Consider the following 16465-nt stretch of genomic DNA (forward strand, 5'->3'; position numbering starts at 1 on the left):
GGGCGCTCAGCTGCCCGGGAGCTTGACCACGCTCACGAAGAAATGGTCGATCTGCTTGATCGCCTCGATGAAGCCGTCGAAGTCCACGGGCTTGGTGACGTAGGCGTTCGCGTGGAGCTGGTAGCTCCGCAGCACGTCCTCCTCGGCCTGCGAGGTGGTCAGGACGATCACCGGGATGGAGCGCAGGGTCTCGTCGTTCTTGACCTCGGCGAGGACCTCGCGGCCGTCGCGGCGGGGCAGGTTGAGGTCGAGGAGCACCAGGTCGGGGCGGGGGCTGTCCTCGTACGGCGGCTCCCGGCGCAGGTAGGCCAGGGCGGCGGCGCCGTCGGTGACCACGTCGAGGCGGTTGTGCAGGTGCTCCTCGAAGGCCTCGCGGGTCATGAGGACGTCGCCCGGGTCGTCCTCGACCAGCAGGACGTTGACGATCCGGGCCGGATCGGTGAGGCCGTCGGCGGTGGTCACGAGCGGTTCTCCTTGCTCCCGGCGAGCGCCGGATCGGCGGGCACCGGATCGGCGGTGCGCGGGGTCGACTGTGTCATGGGGAGGGTGAAGCGGAAGGTCGTACCCGGCTCGTCCGCCGAGCCGTGGTCCACCCAGATCCGCCCGCCGTGGAACTCGACGATCTTCTTCGCGAGCGCGAGCCCGATGCCCGTCCCGGTGTAAACGTCCCGGCCGTGGAGCCGCTGGAAGATCACGAAGATCTTGTCGACGAACTCGGGCTCGATACCGATGCCGTTGTCCGCCACGGAGAACTCCCACTCGGGGGGCTCCGCGTCGGGCCGCTCGACCGCATCCACCCGGACGACCGGCGGCACGTCCTCGCGGTGGAACTTGAGCCCGTTGCCCATCAGGTTGAACAGGAGCTGCTGGATCAGGCCCGGGTCTCCCGGGACGGTCGGCAGCCCGTCCGCGATCTCGATCCGGCCGCCGCCCTCCTCCAGCGCCGCGGCGAGGTGCCCGGTCGCGGTGCGCGCGACGGCCTCCACGTCGACCGGCACGAACCCGGTGGTGGTGCGGCCGACCCGGGAGAAGGCGAGCAGGTCGTTGATCAGCCGCTGCATCCGCTGGGCGCCGTCGACGGCGAAGTCGATGTACTGGTCCGCGCGCTCGTCGAGCTGCCCGCCGTAGCGGCGCTGCAGCAGCTGGCAGAAGCTCGACACCTTGCGCAGCGGTTCCTGCAGGTCGTGGCTGGCGACGTAGGCGAACTGCTCGAGATCGCGGTTGGACCGCTCGAGGTCGCGGGTCTGCCCGTCGAGCTTGGCGTTGGTCTCCTGCAGCCGGTCGACCTCGCGCTGGATGTGCGCCCGCATGGCCTCGACATCCGCACCGAGCTCGACGATCTCGCGAGGCCCGCCGCCCCGCACCTGCGCGGTGACGTCGCCCTCGACGACCGCCCGGGTCTGCGCACCGAGCCGGCGGATCGGGCGGAGGATGACGTCCCGGAGGCCGAGCGAGGCGAGCAGCAGGAACACCGTGGCCACCGCGGAGATCGCGATGCCGACGACGGCCACGAACGTGATCGACGAGTCGAGCCGCTGCCGGGCCTCGATCCGGGCCGCCTGCACGCCGTCCTGCAGCCGCCCGGTGCTCTGCCGGACCTGGTCGAACAGCACCCGCCCGAGCTGGAGATCGGGCGCCGGGGCGCCGGTGCGGGCCGCGGTGATCGCGGGATCGGCGTACTGGGTGCGCCACCGGTCCGCCGCCACCTCGACGGCCTGCACCGAGTCGACGATGCCGGCGGTGGGCAGGTCGTCCGCCAGACCCTGCAGGGCCCGGACCGAGGCCGCCTCGACCTCGCGGCCGCGCGGGTACGGGGCGAGGAACTCGTCGTTGGCCACGATCGTGAAGCCGCGCACCCCCGTCTCCTGGTCCAGCAGCGCCGAGGACAGGTTCTGCCCGGCCGTGACGGCGGGGGCGACCTTGTCGAACAGGGCGCTGCGGGCGTCCCCGATCCGGACCACGGCCCAGACCCCGAGCCCCAGCGCCACCAGCGAGACCACGCCCAGGACGGTGGCGCCGACGGTGAACCAGCGGCGCAGCGTCCACCGCGAGCGCGCCTCGGTGAGGTCCACGCTGTAGAGCCGCAGCGGGGAGATCCGGCGGCGGACCTCCTCGGTCACCGGGCGTCCGAGAGCATCAGGATCGCGACGTCGTCCGCGAGCGGGCCGCCGTTGATCCGCTCGACGTGCTCCACGAGCCGGCCCGGCAGATCCGCGGGCGGGATGTCCCGGTCCTCGCCGAGGACGTCGATCAGCCCCTCCTGCCACAACAGCTCGTCCGGGCGCCGCCCGCGGCCCTCGATCAGGCCGTCCGTGAACATCAGCAGGGCCCAGCCGGGCGCGAGATCGGCGCCGGTGGACACCCAGGTGGTGTCCGCGAGCACGCCCAGCGGAACCCCCACGGTGGCCTGCAGCGACATCGGGCCGGGGCGCAGCGACACCGGCGGCGGATGCCCCGCGGAACGGATCTGCAGGTGGGCGCCCCCGCCCGGGACCGGGTCGATCGTCACCGTGCAGACCGTGGTGAACAGCGTGCGATCGTGGCGCTCGCTGACCAGCACCTCCTGCAGCTTGGGCAGGACCTGCGGCTCGTCGACCCCGGCGAGCACCAGCGCCCGCCACGACACCCGCAGCAGCGCACCGAGAGCCGCCTCGTCCGGCCCGTGACCGGAGACGTCCCCGATCATCGCGTGCACGGTGCCCGAGGGGCCGCGCACGGCGTCGAAGAAGTCCCCGCCGATCACCGCCCGGGTGCGGCCGGAGCGGTAGAACTGCCGGGAGCTGACGGTGCTGCCGTCGAGCAGCGGGGAGGGCAGCAGCCCGCGCTCGAGGCGCACGGACTCGGCGGCGACCAGCTGTTCCTCGCGGAGCCGGACCATGCTGGCCTCGGCCCGGCGGCGCTCGACGGCGTACCGGATCGCGCGGATCAGCACGGCCCCGTCCGCCTTGTTCTTGACCAGGTAGTCCTGGGCGCCGACGCCGACCGCGGCGATGCCGAGGTACTCGTCGTCCAGACCCGTGAGCACGCAGACCGCCGCGGCCGGATCGGACTGGAGGATCTGACGGAGCCCGTCGAGCCCGCTCGTGCCCGGCAGGTTGAGGTCGAGGAGCACGCAGTCCGCGACCGGGAGCTGTCCCAGCGCGGCCTCGACCGACTCGGCGACCAGCACGCTCACCGTCGGGTCCACCTCGGCGAGCAGCTCCTGCACCAGGAACACGTCCCCGGGGTCGTCCTCGACCAGGAGGACCCGAATACCCGGCGGACCGGGGAGAGCTCGGGACACGTGCGGCCTCTCGGTCAGCTGCTGCGGACCGTCAGACTAGGACATCACGGCCCCCCGTCAGGCCGCGGAGACCCCGGCCAAGGCCCGCAGGACCGAGGTGAACAGGCCCAGTCCCTCGGCCGAGGGGCCGGTGAGCAGGTCGATGGCGTGCTCGGGGTGCGGCATGAGGCCCACCACGCGCCCGTTCTCCGAGGTCACGCCCGCGATGTCGCGCATCGAACCGTTCGGGTTCCCGCCCACGTAGCGGAACGCCACCCGGCCCTCGCCCTCCAGCGCGTCGAGCGTCTCGGGCGCCGCCACGAACCGGCCCTCGGCGTTCTTGACGGGGACGACGATCTCCTCGCCGGCCTCGTACCCGGCGGTCCAGGCGGTGTCGGCGTTCTCCACCCGCAGCCGCTGGTCCCGGCAGACGAAGTGCAGCTTCTCGTTGCGGGTCAGCGCGCCCGGGAGCAGGCCCGCCTCGCAGAGGATCTGGAAGCCGTTGCAGATGCCGAGGACCGGCAGGCCCTTCGCCGCCCCGTCGACGACCTCGCGCATGATCGGCGCGAGGCTCGCGATGGCGCCGGCGCGCAGGTAGTCGCCGTAGGAGAACCCGCCGGGGACGACGACCGCGTCCACACCCTGCAGGTCGTGGTCGCCGTGCCAGAGGGCGACGGCCTCGGCGCCGGCATAGCGCACGGCGCGGGCGGCGTCGACGTCGTCGAGCGTGCCGGGGAACGTGATGACGCCGATCCGGGCTGCGCCGTCCCCGCTCATACCCGCGTCACCGTCCAGTCCTCGATCACCGGGTTGGCCAGCAGGTCGCCGGCGATCCGGTGCAGCGTCTCGTCGTCGACCGACTCGTCGACCTCGAGCTCGAAGTGCTTGCCCTGCCGCACATCGATCCCGGAGACACCGATCCGGGTGAGCGCACGGGAGACCGCCTGGCCCTGCACGTCGAGGATCTCGGGCTTGGGCATCACGTCCACGACCACTCTCGCCACGCCGCCCAGCCTACGGTGACCAGCACCGACGCCTCGCGTGAGCCTCCTCTCCCGGCCGGCGAGTCGCCCGCACCACCCGCCGGGCGCGCCACCCCGACCCACACCCCCCGCGAGTCGGCACTTCCGGGAGGCCGAAACACACGTCCGCGACGGGCTGTGGCCCACGGGAACGACGGTGACCGCCCTCGACCGGGACACCGCCACGACGGTCTAACGCATCCAGGGCCGCAGCGCGCGGTCGGTCGCGTCGAGGAAGGCGGCGCGACCGTCCTCCCTGTCCGGGTGCCGGGCCAGCGCGTCGGCCGCACCCGTGACCGCCCCGATGAAGGCCCCGACGAGCGCGCTCGCGGTCACGTCGTCGAGCTCGTCCGGGTAGGCGGCGGCGAGGTGCCCGGCGATCTCCCGCTGGGCCTCGAGCTGGCGCATCAGCGCGGCCGCGTGCACCGCGGGGACGCTGCGCATCACCTGCCGGCGCACCGCAGCCTGCCGGTCGACGAAGCCGTGACCTGCGGCATCGACCGTGCGCAGGGCTCGGATCAGGACGTCCGCCGGCCGGTCAGCCGGCCCGCGTTCGGTGATCGCGGTGACCGCGGCGGCCACCCGCTCGTCCCCGCCGGGGAAGAGCAGGTCCTCCTTGCTGGCGAAGTAGCCGAAGAACGTGCGGGTGCCGATGTCCGCGGCCGCCGCGATGTCCGCGACGGTCGTGGCCTCGTAGCCGTCGCGCTCGAACAGCGCGACCGCGGCGTCGAGGATCGCCTGCCGCGTCCGTTCCCGTTTCCGCTCCCGCAAGGTCGGCACGGCGCGAGGTTAGCACTCGACGCCAACTTGCACTCATTGCAAGTTTGCATCTGATGCGAGTACGGTCGGCGGCATGACACGGGTGCTGGTGGTGGGGGCAGGGATCGCGGGATCGACGCTGGCCTGGTGGCTGGCGCGCGGCGGGACGGAGGTCACGGTCGTCGAGAGAACGGCGGGGCGGCGCTCCAGCGGGAGCCCGGTCGACGTCCGCGGTGCGGCCACACCCGTCGTCGCGCGGATGGGGCTCGCGGAACAGCTGCGCGCGGCCGCCACCCGGACCACGGAGATGGCGCTGGTCGACGAGGCCGGCCGCCGGATCGCGCGGATGCCGGTGCAGTCCGGGGACGGCATCGAGCTGCCGCGGGCCGATCTCGCCCGGATCCTCGGCGAGGCGGCGCAGGGCTCCGCGGAGTTCCGGTTCGGCGACACCGTGACCGCGCTGGCGGGCGACCCCCACGGCGTCGACGTCACCTTCGCGCAGGCGCGCCCGGAGCGGTTCGACCTGGTCGTCGGGGCGGACGGGCTGCACTCGCGGGTCCGGCGGCTGGCGTTCGGGCCGGACTCCCGCTTCGTCCGGCACCTGGGGATGCACGTCGCGACCGTCGCCCTCGACGGGGCCGCCGACCCGTCGACCGTCCGGATGCACAACGCGCCCGGGCGCGCGCTCGCGATCCATCCGGCCACCGGGCGGGAGCTCGCCGCGTTCCTCTTCCGTGGGCCGCTCGCGCCCGGCGTCGCGCCGATCGACCTGCTCGACGCGACCTACCGGGGCGTCGGATGGCGGGTGCCGGAGGTCCTGGAGCGGGCCCGCGCGGCGGACGACCTCTGGTACGACGCGGTCAGCCGGGTGCGGCTGCCGAGCTGGTCGCGGGGGCGGATCGCGCTGGTGGGGGACGCGGCGTCGTGCGTCTCCCTGCTGGGCGAGGGCTCGAGCCTGGCGATCGCCGGAGCCGCGACGCTCGCCGCGGCCCTCGCGACCGAGCCGGTCGAGGTCGCCCTGCGCCGCTACGAGCACGCCCACCGGCGGCGCACGACCCCACGCGGCCGGGCGGCGGGCGTGATGTCGCACTTCCTCGTGCCGGCGACGGGTGGGGGGATCGCGCTCCGCAACCGGGCGTTGCGGTTCGTGGCTTGACGCTGCGTGGCTTGACCTCGACCCGACTTCAGCTTGCATGCTGCCGGCATGAAGGTCATCAGGGTGGCGGAGTTCGGCGGTCCCGAGGTGCTGGAGCCGGTGGAGGTGCCCGATCCGGTGGCGGGCCCGGGTGAGGTGGTCGTCGCCGTCGAGGCGACCGGCGTGCTCACGCTCGACACGACCATCCGCCGCGGCGGCGCGGGCCCGCGGTTCGGGGTGTCCCTCCCGTACGTGCCGGGCCGGGGCGCCGCGGGGCGGGTCATCGCCGTCGGACCGGATGTGGACCCCTCGTGGCGGGGCCGCCGGGTGGTCGCGGACTGCGAGGGCTCCTACGCCGAGCAGGTGCTGGTGCAGGTTTCGGCGCTGCACCCGGTCCCGGACGGGCTCGGCGCGGCCGAGGCGATGACCGTGCTGCACGACGGCGGCACGGCGCTGGCCGTGTTCGGCGAGCTCGGGGTGCGGCCCGGCGAGTCGGTGCTGGTCCTGCCCGCGACGGGCGGGGCCGGGACCTTCCTGGTGCAGCTCGCGCGGACCGCGGGCGCCCGGGTGATCGGCGCGGCCCGCGGCCAGGAGAAGGGCGAGCTGGTCCGCTCCCTGGGCGCCGACCTGGTGGTCGACTACGCGGACGCCGGATGGGCGGACGCGATCCGCCGCCGGGTCGGCCAGGTCGACGTGGTGGTGGACGGGGTCGGCGGCGCGCTCGGGCAGGAGGCCTTCGGCCTGGTCGCGGAGGGTGGCCGGTTCTCGGGCTACGGCGCGGCGGGCGGGGCCCCGACCTCCCCGGACCCGGCCGAGGCGCACTCCCGAGGAGTGGCCGTGCGGGGAATGGACCAGCTGGCGAGCTTCGCGGCGGGCCGCCGCTCACGCCAGGAACGGATGCTCGCGGAGGTGGCATCGGGCCGGATCCGCGCCGTGGTCGGCCGGACCTTCCCGCTCTCGAAGGCCGCCGACGCCCACGCCGCCCTGGAGAACCGGGAGATCCAGGGCAAAGCCATCCTCACCCCGTAAGGCGGGCCGACGTGGCGCGAGTCGGGACCGAATCCCCGCGAGTCGGCACTTTCGGGAGGCCGAAACACACGTACGCGACGTTCGGCGGACCGGCGCCTCGGGCCGTCCGGCTCGCGGAGCGGGGGTCGGGGCCCGCCGGTTCGTCCGGGAGACCGGGACGGGCCGGCGGACCGTCCGGCTCGCGGAGCAGGTCGGACCCGCCGGTTGGTCCGGGAGACCCGGAGACCCGGGACGGGCCGGTGGACCGTCCGGCTCGCGGAGCGGGTCGGGCCCGCCGGTTCGTCCGGGAGACCGGGGCGGGCCGGCGGACCGTCCGGCTCGCAGGGCGGGCCTCAGGCCGGTTCGTCCGGTCTCCGCGATGGGCGCCCTCAGGCCGTCCGGCTCGCCGGGGTGGAGGGGAGCGCCGGGTAGGTGATCGGCCACGCCCCCTCGGCGAGCACCGCGTCGACCGTGTCGAGCACCGTCCGCACCCGGTCCGGCCTGCGGAGATCCTTCGCGCGGATCGCGACCCGGACCGCACCGGACCGCCGCGCGACCCGGACCGCCTCGGCGTGGAGCAGCCGGCAGCGCCAGCTCTCCGCGCGGGCGCGGTCACCGCGGTCCATCGACGCGTCCAGCCGGAAGCCGAGGGCACGGGCGCGGAGCACCACGCCGTCGTCGAACAGGTGGACGCCGGTCTCGTCGGCGCACACCCGCAGGCCCTGGTCGCGCGCGGCCTCGACGGTGCCCGGCGAGGCGAGCCAGCGGGGCGCGGCGAAGACGCCCGACGCGAGGCCGAGGCCGGCGAGGGCACGCCGCGCGGCGGTCAGCCGCAGGCCGGCCTCGTGCCGCGGGAGCGCCGCGAACTCGCCCTTGCGCCCGGCCCGCGAGCCGTGGGCGGCGGGATCGGGGGTGTGGTCGAAGCCGTGGAGGGCCAGCGCGTCGCCGTCGGCCGTGCGCCCGGAGAGCCAGGCGAGCAGCTCCGGGGGCGGCGGACCGGCCGGGGAGGCCGGCTGGACCAGGTGGGTCAGCGGGACACCCCGCGCGTCGAGATCGGCGGCGAGGAGGCGGGCGAGGTCGAGGGTGCCGGGCCGGGCGTCGGTGAGCCCGGACAGCGAGACGAGCAGTCGAGCGGGCATGTCCCGAAGGGAACGCTCCGGATGTGAACGTCCGGAGACGGCCACGATGCGTGTCCGGAACAGTCGTACGGCGATTCGGACGCCGGGTCTGCTCGATGCCGGGTGCAGACCCGCGCTACCCGACATGCCGATTCGCGAGGTGGGCGAGCCCGGTCCGCGGGTGGCGCCGGGGCGCGGGTGCGGCCGGGTCGCAGAGTCGGGCTCGACCTGCGGGGCTACTCCCAGGGGGTGCCGGTGATCCGCTCGTAGACCTCGGCGTAGCGGGCCCGGACCGCGGCGATCACGTCCGCGGGGACGTCGGGGCCCGGTTCCGTCTTGTCCCAGCCCGTCGAGAGCGCCCACTCCCGCGCGTACTGCTTGTCGAAGCTGTACTGCGGGCGGCCGGGCTCCCAGTCGTCGGCGGGCCAGAAGCGCGAGGAGTCCGGGGTGAGCACCTCGTCGCCCAGCACGATCTCGCCGGCGGCGTCCCGGCCGAACTCCAGCTTGGTGTCCGCGAGCAGGATGCCGTTCTTCTCGGTGATCTCCGCGCCGAGCCGGTAGACCTCGAGGGTCAGGTCGCGCAGGCGGGCGGCCGTCTCGGCGCCGACCAGGTCCTCGACCTGCGAGAACGTGATCGCCTCGTCGTGCTCCCCCGCCGGCGCCTTGGACGAGGGCGTGAAGATCGGCTCCGGGAAGCGCGACCCGTCCTCGAGGCCGGGCGGCAGCGCGATCCCGGACACCGTGCCGGTCTCGCGGTACTCCTTCAGCCCGCCGCCCGTGAGGTACCCGCGGGCCACGCACTCGACCGGCAGCATCTCCAGCGTCCGGCACCGCACCGCCCGTCCGGCGAACTCCGCCGGCACGTCGGTGGACGAGAGGACGTGGTGCGGCACGAGGGACGCGACCTTGTCGAACCACCACAGCGACAGCGAGGTGAGGATCCTGCCCTTGTCCGGGACGGGCGTCGGCAGGATGACGTCGAACACCGACAGCCGGTCCGAGGCGACCAGGACGATGTCGCCCCGGTCGGAGTAGATGTCCCGGACCTTGCCCGAGTGCAGCAGCTTCACAGGATCGCCCCGGGCGTGTACGCGGCGGAGGCCGGGTGGGCGTCCGTGATCCCGGAGATCTGCGCGACCAGGGCGGCGACCTGCGAGGTCGCGGCGCCGGTGAAGGACAGCGGATCCTTGAGCAGGTCGTCGAGCAACCCGCCCGGCAGCCCGAGCCGCGCGTCGTTCTGCAGCCGGGCGACCAGGTCGTTCTCCAGCTGGCCCTGCTCCCGCATGGCGAGCGCGACCCCGACCGCGTGCTCCTTGATCACCTCGTGCGCGGTCTCCCGCCCGACGCCCGCGCGCACCGCCGCCATCAGCACCTTCGTCGTGGCGAGGAAGGGCAGGTAGCGGTCGAGCTCGCGGGCGATCACGGCCGGGTAGGCGCCGAACTCGTCGAGGACGGTCAGCGTGGTCTCGTAGAGGCCGTCGAGCGCGAAGAACGCGTCCGGCAGGGCCACCCGGCGGACGACGGAGCAGAACACGTCCCCCTCGTTCCACTGCGCGCCGGCCAGCTCCGCGGCCATCGCGGCCGTCCCCCGCAGCACGACCTGCAGGCCGTTGATCCGCTCCGCGGAGCGGGTGTTCATCTTGTGCGGCATCGCGGACGAGCCGACCTGGCCGGGCTTGAAGCCCTCGGTGGCCAGCTCCTGGCCGGCCATGAGCCGGATCGTGGTGGCGAGCGACGACGGCGCCGCGCCCAGCTGCACCAGCAGCGACGTGACCTCGTGATCGAGCGAGCGCGGGTACACCTGCCCGACGCTCGTGAACACGCCCGCGAACCCCAGGTGCGCGGCCACCCGCGACTCGAGGTCGGAGAGCTTGGCGGAGTCCCCGTCGAGCAGGTCGAGCATGTCCTGCGCGGTGCCGACCGGGCCCTTGATCCCCCGCAGCGGGTAGCGCCCGCGCAGCTCCTCGAGCCGCCGGTAGCCGACGAGCAGCTCGTCGGCTGCGGAGGCGAAGCGCTTGCCGAGCGTGGTCGCCTGGGCGGCGACGTTGTGCGAGCGGCCGGCCATCACCAGGTCCGAGTACTCGGCGGCCCGGCGCGCGAGCCGCCCGAGGATCGCCACGGTCCGGTCCCGGACCAGCTCCAGCGAGAGCCGGATCTGCAGCTGCTCGACGTTCTCGGTGAGGTCGCGGCTGGTCAGCCCCTTGTGGACCTGCTCGTGCCCGGCGAGGGCGTTGAACTCCTCGATCCGCGCCTTGACGTCGTGGCGGGTGACGCGCTCGCGGGCCGCGATCGAGGCGAGGTCCACCTGCTCGACGACGCGCTCGTAGTCCGCGATCGCCCCCGCCGGTACCTCGACGCCGAGATCCTGCTGTGCCTTCAGCACCGCGATCCAGAGCCGGCGTTCGAGCACGATCTTGTGCTCCGGCGACCAGATCTCGACGAGCTCGGGGCTGGCATAGCGGGCGGCCAGGACGTTGGGGATCACGTGCACAGATGCTATGCGCTCACCCCTCGTGAGTGGCAATCGCTGCTGGAGCGACAGTGCTCACCCACCCCGCCGGCTGCCGTCCCCCGGCCGCCACTCACGGGCCCGCCGGTCATAGGCCCGGGTCACAGAGCCGCCGGTCAGGCGGTGAGGGCCCGGCGGAGAGCGGTCCGGGCGGTACCGCGAGGATCGGGATCGGCCTCGATCAGGGCGGAGATGACCGCCCCGTCTACGGTCTCGACCACCCGGCGCAGCCCGTCGGCGTCGAGATCATGGCCGGCGCGGGCGAGGGCGTCGACCAGCAGCCCGTCCAGCTCCACGCGCAGCGCACGCATCAGCGGCGCGAGGTAGGGGCGGCGGCCCGCGCCGACGAGCTGCTCGTACCGCAGCAGGACGGCGTCGAGCCCACCCTCGCGGGAGGCGGGGCCGAGCAGCTGGTCGAGCACCAGCTCGAACGGATCGGACTCCAGGTTCGCCCGGCCGGCGGCGAGGTCCTGGCGGCTCGTGTGCTCGACGGCGGCGGTGACCAGCTCGTCGAGGGAGTCGAAGTAGTAGGTGGTCGAGGCCAGGGGCAGGCCCGCCCGCTCGGCGACGGCGCGATGCCGGATCGCGTCGAACCCGCCCTCGCGCAGCAGCTCCCCCGCCGCCTCGGTCAGCGCCTGGCGGCGGCGCTCCCCCTTCTCGGTCGCCACCGGCACAGTCTGCCGCCCGCCCCTCGGAGCGCTCGGCCACCACACCCCCGTCCGCGAGTCGGCACAGTCGCCGAGCCCGGACCACACGCCGACGACGGCTCGCGACCGTCACATTCGCCCTCCCGAAAGTGCCGACTCGCGGGGCGGGGGCGCGTCGGTGCGGCTCGGGGCGGCTCGGTGCGGTTCGCTTGTCAGAGCAGGGGGGCGAGGGCCTTCGCGAGCGCCTCGACCTGGTCCGAGTACGGGACACCGCCGGAGTCCGACGATGCACGGGAGGTCACCGTCACCGTCCCTCCCGACCTGGTGGGCTCGGTCGCCTGCACCCATCCCAAGGCCGCGTCCGTGGGGCCCTGCTCCCCCGCGGGGGTGTCGACCACGCTGAACAGGCCGGTCAGGGCGCCGTCGGTCACGTCGAGATGGACCTCACGGCCCCCGCCGGGGCGGCAGATCATCGTGGTCGGGGCCTCCGTCGCCGACGAGAGCGCCGGCAGCGCGGCGTCGACCAGCGACCGCAGGCCCGGGTCCTGCTGGTTCACGCAGCCCCCGCCGAGGGCCGGCGGAACGGGCGCCGCCTCGCGGGCGAGCCCGCTCCCCGCGGAGTCCTGCGCCGGGGCGGACGCCGCGGAGGTCACCGAGCCGCGGTCCTGCCCCAGCACCACCCCGGTCGTCACCCCACCGGCCAGGACGATCACCGCGGCGGCGATCCCGCCCGTCACCAGCATCCGGTGCCGGCGGGCCGCGCGGTGCGACCCGGCCAGCACGTCGGAGTGCCCGAAGCCCGGCTCCGGGGTGTCCGCCACGGCGGCGCGGAACGCCGCGGCCAGCGTGTCGTCGTCGAGTCCCCTGCCCATGTCCGTCACCCCGCAGCCCTCAGATCGTCGAGCGAGTCCCCCAGCGTGGCCCGCAGCGCCGCCAGCCCGTGCGCGGTCTGGCTCTTCACGGTGCCCGGCGAGCAGCCGAGCGCCTCTGCCGCGCCCGCCACGTCCAGCCCCTCCAGGTAGCGCAGCACCAGGACCGCCCGCTGCCGCGGCGGGACGCTCCGCAGCGCCTCCACCAGCGTGGTCCGGGTCGCGACATCAGGACCTGCCGCCGCCGATTCCGGCAGCCGCTCCACGAACCGCTCGCGCCGCCACGGCCGGCGCGACTCGTCCACCACCGCACGCACGAGCGTGCGCCGCACCCACGCGTCGAGCGCCTGCGGATCGCGGATCCGCGACCAGTGCCGGTGCAGCGCGACGAACGCGGCCTGGGCGTGGTCGTCGGCGCGGTGCCAGTCCCCGCACAGCAGGTAGGCGGTGCGGCGCACGGCGTCGCGGCGCGCGCGGAAGTACTCCGCGAACGCCTGCTCGGCGGCTGCGTCCACCGTGCTCCTCTCGTGACCGTCACCCCCAGGACGGGACGGACGGGCCACACGGTGGCACGCCGGCCGCGCCTTCACCCGGAAGGAGCAATGTCCGTGACCATTCCGTGACCCGACGTTCTCCGGATCGACTCCGGCTGGCAGGATCGGCCTCGATGCAGAGACCAGCGAGGACACCGGCGCGGACCACGGCGCGCACCCGCCGCCCGGCGACGACCGCCCTGTCCTCCGCCCGGGCGAGGGCCCGCGCGAAGGCCGGGCCGATCGACCTCCGCTCGGACACCGTCACCGCGCCGACCCCCGAGATGCGCAAGGCGATGGCCGCGGCCGAGGTGGGGGACGACGTCCTCGACCACGACCCCACCATGCGTGCGCTCGAGGAGCGGGTCGCCGGCCTGGTCGGCGCCTCCGCCGCCCTGTGGACGCCCAGCGGCACGATGGGGAACCTCATCGCGCTGATGTCCCACCTGCAGCGGGGCGACTCCTTCCTGGCCCCGCGCGGCGCCCACGTCCTCGACTCCGAGCTCGGCTCCGCGGCGTGGCTGGCCGGGGGCATGCCGAACCCGCTGGAGCACGACGCAGGCCCGGGCCGGATCAGTCCCGGCGCCGTCACCCGCGCCGCCTCGACGGACGGGCCCTACTTCACCCTGCGCACGCGCCTGCTCTGCCTGGAGAACACGCACAACTCCGCGGGCGGCACCGTCACCCGCCCCGAGGAGCATGCGCAGCTCGCGGCGGCCGCACGGGCCGCCGGCCTGGCCGTGCACCTCGACGGCGCCCGCCTGTGGCACGCCGCGGTGGCGCTCGGCGCCCCGCCCGCGGCGCTGACCGTCGGCACGGACACCGTGCAGGTCTGCCTGTCGAAGGGTCTCGGCGCGCCGGTCGGCTCCGTCGTCGCCGGCTCGGTCGAGTTCGTCGCGCAGGCCCGCCGGCTGCGGAAGATGCTCGGCGGCGGGGTCCGGCAGGGCGGCGTGCTCGCCGCGGCCGGGCTGGTCGCCCTGGACCGGATCGACCGGCTGGCCGAGGACCACGAGCGCGCCCGCACCCTGGCCGCCGGCCTGCGCGAGCGCGGCTGGCGGGTCGCCGAGCCGGAGACGAACATCGTGCTCGTGGCGGTGTCCGACCTGGCCGGCACCATCACCCGGTTCACCGACGCCGGGGTCCGGGTGAGCTCGATGTCCGGCCAGGTCCGCCTGGTCACCCACGCCGACCTGTCGGACGCCGACATCACCGCGGTGCTGGACCGGATCGGTCCGCTGGTGAAGGCCGGTCCGAAGGCGCCTCCAGCGCGTCGAGCCGAGCGCGGAGCATCCTGACCTCGGCGAGCAGCAGGTCGAGCTTCTGGTCGGCCTCGTTCAGCTCGGTCTCGGTGCGCTCGGTCGACTCCCGCAGGTTCGCCACGAACCAGCCGGCGATCGACGCCGTCACCACGCCGAGCAGGGCGATCCCGGCGACCATGAGCGTGGCGGCGATGATCCGGCCCTCGACGGTCACCGGGTAGCGGTCGCCGTAGCCGACGGTCGAGATGGTGGTGATCGTCCACCACACGGCCTCGCCGAACGAGGTGATCGTCGCGCCGGGGGCGTTCCGCTCGGCCTCCAGCACGGCCAGCGCCGCGGTGAACCCGACCAGCCCCACCGTGCCGGTGACGTAGACGGCGATCCGGCCGCGGAAGTCGTCGCGCAGCTGGCGGTTCAGCACGCTGATCACCGTGACGATCCGCAGGACCCGGAGCTGGCGGAACATCGGCAGCAGCAGGATCACCAGGTCGATCACGTGCGTGCCGACGAAGCGCCACTTCCGCCGGGCCAGCGCGAGCCGGACCAGGTACTCCAGCCCGAAGACGATCCAGATGACGGTGAGCGCCGCGTCCACGACCGGCCCGGCGCCGAGCGTCGGATCCAGCACGGACCAGGCGTAGAGCGCGAGGAAGACCACGGCGAGCCCCGTCAGGGGCCAGTCGAGCCGGCGGTCCCAGGCGGCGATCCGCGGCTCGTCCGCGTACGGGTCGGCCATGCGCGCATCATGCCTGGTCACCCCCTGTGAGTGGCGATGGTCGCCGGAGCGACCATCGCCACTCACGAGGGTCGGTGCAGGAAGGACGCCAGACGCTGCAGGGCCTCCTCGACGGGCGCGGTGGCGCCGGCGAAGGAGAACCGGATGTGGTGGTGCCCGTCGACCGGGTCGAAGTCGATGCCCGGGGCCACCGCGAGGCCCGCACCGTCGAGCAGGTCGTAGGTGAACGTCATCGAGTCGCCGGTGAACCGGCTGACGTCCGCGTAGACGTAGAACGCGCCGTCCGCCGGGGCCAGCCGGTCGATGCCGAGCCGCGGCAGGCCGTCGAGCAGGAGCGCCCGGTTGGTCGCGTAGCGGGTGACGTGCGAGTCCGCCTCCGCGTAGGACTCCGGCGTCAGCGCGGCGACGGCGGCGTGCTGGGGCAGCGCGGGCGGGCACACCGTGAAGTTCCCGGCCAGCCGGTCCACCGCGCGGCGCAGGCGCTCCGGGACGAGCAGCCAGCCGAGCCGCCAGCCCGTCATGGAGAAGTACTTGGAGAACGAGTTGACCACGATCGCCTCGCGCGAGGTCTCCCACGCACACGCCGTCGCGGGCGCTCCCGGGTAGGTGATCCCGTGGTAGATCTCGTCGCTGACCAGCTGGATCCCGCGGTCCTCGCAGTACCGCGCGAGCGCCGCGAGCTCGGCCGGGTCGAGGACCGTGCCCGTCGGGTTGGCGGGGCTGGCGACGATCAGGCCCTGCAGGTCCAGGCCCTCGAGCATCTCCACCGTGGGCTGGAACCTGGTCTCGGGGCCACAGGGCAGCTCGACGACCTCGCACCCGAGCGCGGCGAGGATGTTGCGGTAGGCGGGATAGCCGGGGCGGGCCATCGCCACCCGGTCGCCGACGTCGAAGGCGGCCAGGAAGGCGAGCAGGAAGCCGCCGGACCCCGCCGTCGTGACCACGACCTCGTCCGGGTCGACGGCGATGCCGTACGCGTGCCCGTGGTGCCCGGCGATGCCGGCGCGGAGCTCGGGGATGCCGAGGGCGGTGGTGTAGCCGAGGACCTCGGTGGCGAGCGCGTCGGCCGCGCGGGCCCGCACCGCGGCCGGGGCCGGGGTGGACGGCTGCCCGGCCGAGAGGTTGATCAGGTCGCCGTGGAGCCGCTGCCGCTCCGCCGCCGCGGCCCACACGTCCATGACGTGGAAGGGGGCGATGCCGGAGCGGCGGGACGGGCCGGGCAGGGAGCTCACCGGTCGAGCCTAGGCGACGGCCCCGGGGCCGGGCGGCGGTCAGGAGAGGCCCGCCGCCCGGCCACCTGCTCAGCTGCTGAACTGCCCGGTCAGGACACCGACCACGTCGAAGATCTGGTGGTCGGTCGAGGCGACCGCGTCGTCGACGTAGGCGCCGACCGGCTCCAGCGGCGGGGTGCCGTGGGTGACGTTCTCGTCGAGGTAGGCGCCGACCGGGGCGAGCTCGGCGGCCGAGGCCTGACCGGCGACCGCGATGATCGCGGCGGGGGCGGCCAGGGCCGCGAAGCCGATCTTGGCCAGCGTGGTGCGCTGCATGGGTTTCTCGCTTTCGAGGGGGAACGGAGATTCCTTCACCCGCCGCTCACGTCGTGGGCGG

At 74.5% G+C, this 16465-nt stretch carries 18 protein-coding genes; 3 read left to right on the top strand and 15 right to left on the bottom strand.

The window, feature by feature from the left end:
- Window positions 1-6: 6 nt before the first annotated feature.
- The 6 genes from ABD324_RS29210 to ABD324_RS29235 form a co-directional block, all read right to left on the bottom strand.
- Window positions 7-462 (bottom strand): response regulator, encoded by a 456-nt coding sequence (locus ABD324_RS29210; protein WP_344424282.1) that lies wholly within the window; start codon window positions 460-462, stop codon window positions 7-9.
- The gene (locus tag ABD324_RS29215; RefSeq protein WP_344424285.1) at window positions 459-2120 is read right to left on the bottom strand and encodes a sensor histidine kinase; all 1662 of its coding nucleotides are present in this window, start codon (window positions 2118-2120) and stop codon (window positions 459-461) included. Before ABD324_RS29215 ends, ABD324_RS29210 begins: the two co-directional genes overlap by 4 nt.
- Window positions 2117-3283, bottom strand: a complete 1167-nt coding sequence (locus ABD324_RS29220; protein ID WP_344424288.1) for a PP2C family protein-serine/threonine phosphatase — start codon at window positions 3281-3283, stop codon at window positions 2117-2119. The genes ABD324_RS29215 and ABD324_RS29220 overlap by 4 nt, the downstream gene beginning before the upstream one ends.
- Before the next feature lie 57 nt (window positions 3284-3340).
- Entirely contained in the window at window positions 3341-4039 is a 699-nt protein-coding gene (gene purQ, locus ABD324_RS29225; RefSeq protein ID WP_344424291.1) for a phosphoribosylformylglycinamidine synthase subunit PurQ, read from the bottom strand.
- The gene (gene purS, locus ABD324_RS29230) at window positions 4036-4266 is read right to left on the bottom strand and encodes a phosphoribosylformylglycinamidine synthase subunit PurS (RefSeq protein WP_344424293.1); all 231 of its coding nucleotides are present in this window, start codon (window positions 4264-4266) and stop codon (window positions 4036-4038) included. Before purS ends, purQ begins: the two co-directional genes overlap by 4 nt.
- Before the next feature lie 210 nt (window positions 4267-4476).
- Complete coding sequence (locus tag ABD324_RS29235; RefSeq protein ID WP_344424296.1) at window positions 4477-5064, bottom strand: TetR/AcrR family transcriptional regulator; 588 nt, start codon at window positions 5062-5064, stop codon at window positions 4477-4479.
- Window positions 5065-5137: 73 nt separating this feature from the next.
- Between ABD324_RS29235 and ABD324_RS29240 the strand changes: the two genes are divergently transcribed.
- Window positions 5138-6199, top strand: coding sequence for an FAD-dependent oxidoreductase (locus ABD324_RS29240; RefSeq protein ID WP_344424299.1), 1062 nt, complete (start codon window positions 5138-5140; stop codon window positions 6197-6199).
- A 48-nt stretch (window positions 6200-6247) separates the two neighbouring features.
- Entirely contained in the window at window positions 6248-7207 is a 960-nt protein-coding gene (locus ABD324_RS29245) for a zinc-binding dehydrogenase (RefSeq protein WP_344424302.1), read from the top strand.
- Window positions 7208-7575: 368 nt separating this feature from the next.
- On the opposite strand, the gene ABD324_RS29250 is transcribed toward ABD324_RS29245, so the two are convergent.
- The 6 genes from ABD324_RS29250 to ABD324_RS29275 form a co-directional block, all read right to left on the bottom strand.
- On the bottom strand, window positions 7576-8325 hold the full coding sequence (locus tag ABD324_RS29250) for a DUF2334 domain-containing protein (RefSeq protein WP_344424304.1): 750 nt from the start codon (window positions 8323-8325) through the stop codon (window positions 7576-7578).
- Between the two features lie 215 nt (window positions 8326-8540).
- Window positions 8541-9374 (bottom strand): phosphoribosylaminoimidazolesuccinocarboxamide synthase, encoded by an 834-nt coding sequence (locus ABD324_RS29255; protein ID WP_344424307.1) that lies wholly within the window; start codon window positions 9372-9374, stop codon window positions 8541-8543.
- Window positions 9371-10789: an adenylosuccinate lyase gene (purB, locus tag ABD324_RS29260; protein ID WP_425565933.1), complete on the bottom strand. Its 1419-nt coding sequence runs from the start codon at window positions 10787-10789 to the stop codon at window positions 9371-9373. The genes ABD324_RS29255 and purB overlap by 4 nt, the downstream gene beginning before the upstream one ends.
- A gap of 140 nt (window positions 10790-10929) precedes the next feature.
- Window positions 10930-11481, bottom strand: coding sequence for a TetR/AcrR family transcriptional regulator (locus ABD324_RS29265; RefSeq protein WP_344424310.1), 552 nt, complete (start codon window positions 11479-11481; stop codon window positions 10930-10932).
- Between the two features lie 191 nt (window positions 11482-11672).
- A complete protein-coding gene (locus ABD324_RS29270) occupies window positions 11673-12332 on the bottom strand; it encodes a hypothetical protein (RefSeq protein ID WP_344424313.1) in 660 nt (219 codons plus the stop codon).
- A gap of 5 nt (window positions 12333-12337) precedes the next feature.
- Window positions 12338-12844 carry a SigE family RNA polymerase sigma factor gene (locus ABD324_RS29275; RefSeq protein WP_344424316.1) on the bottom strand — a complete coding sequence of 169 codons (507 nt, stop codon included), beginning with the start codon at window positions 12842-12844 and terminating at the stop codon, window positions 12338-12340.
- A 152-nt stretch (window positions 12845-12996) separates the two neighbouring features.
- Here ABD324_RS29275 and ABD324_RS29280 point away from each other — a divergent pair, with 152 nt between their 5' ends.
- A complete protein-coding gene (locus ABD324_RS29280; RefSeq protein ID WP_344424319.1) occupies window positions 12997-14157 on the top strand; it encodes a threonine aldolase family protein in 1161 nt (386 codons plus the stop codon).
- Here ABD324_RS29280 and ABD324_RS29285 read toward each other — a convergent pair.
- The 3 genes from ABD324_RS29285 to ABD324_RS29295 all read right to left on the bottom strand — a co-directional run bounded on the left by ABD324_RS29285 (window position 14069) and on the right by ABD324_RS29295 (window position 16404).
- Entirely contained in the window at window positions 14069-14857 is a 789-nt protein-coding gene (locus tag ABD324_RS29285; protein WP_344424322.1) for a potassium channel family protein, read from the bottom strand. The two genes, ABD324_RS29280 and ABD324_RS29285, sit on opposite strands and share 89 nt — an antisense overlap.
- A gap of 62 nt (window positions 14858-14919) precedes the next feature.
- Entirely contained in the window at window positions 14920-16035 is a 1116-nt protein-coding gene (locus ABD324_RS29290; RefSeq protein ID WP_344425491.1) for a pyridoxal phosphate-dependent aminotransferase, read from the bottom strand.
- Window positions 16036-16158: 123 nt separating this feature from the next.
- Window positions 16159-16404: a hypothetical protein gene (locus ABD324_RS29295; protein WP_344424325.1), complete on the bottom strand. Its 246-nt coding sequence runs from the start codon at window positions 16402-16404 to the stop codon at window positions 16159-16161.
- Window positions 16405-16465 lie beyond the last annotated feature (61 nt).

Origin of the sequence: Pseudonocardia ailaonensis (genome assembly GCF_039531635.1) — a bacterium.
GTDB lineage: Bacteria > Actinomycetota > Actinomycetes > Mycobacteriales > Pseudonocardiaceae > Pseudonocardia > Pseudonocardia ailaonensis.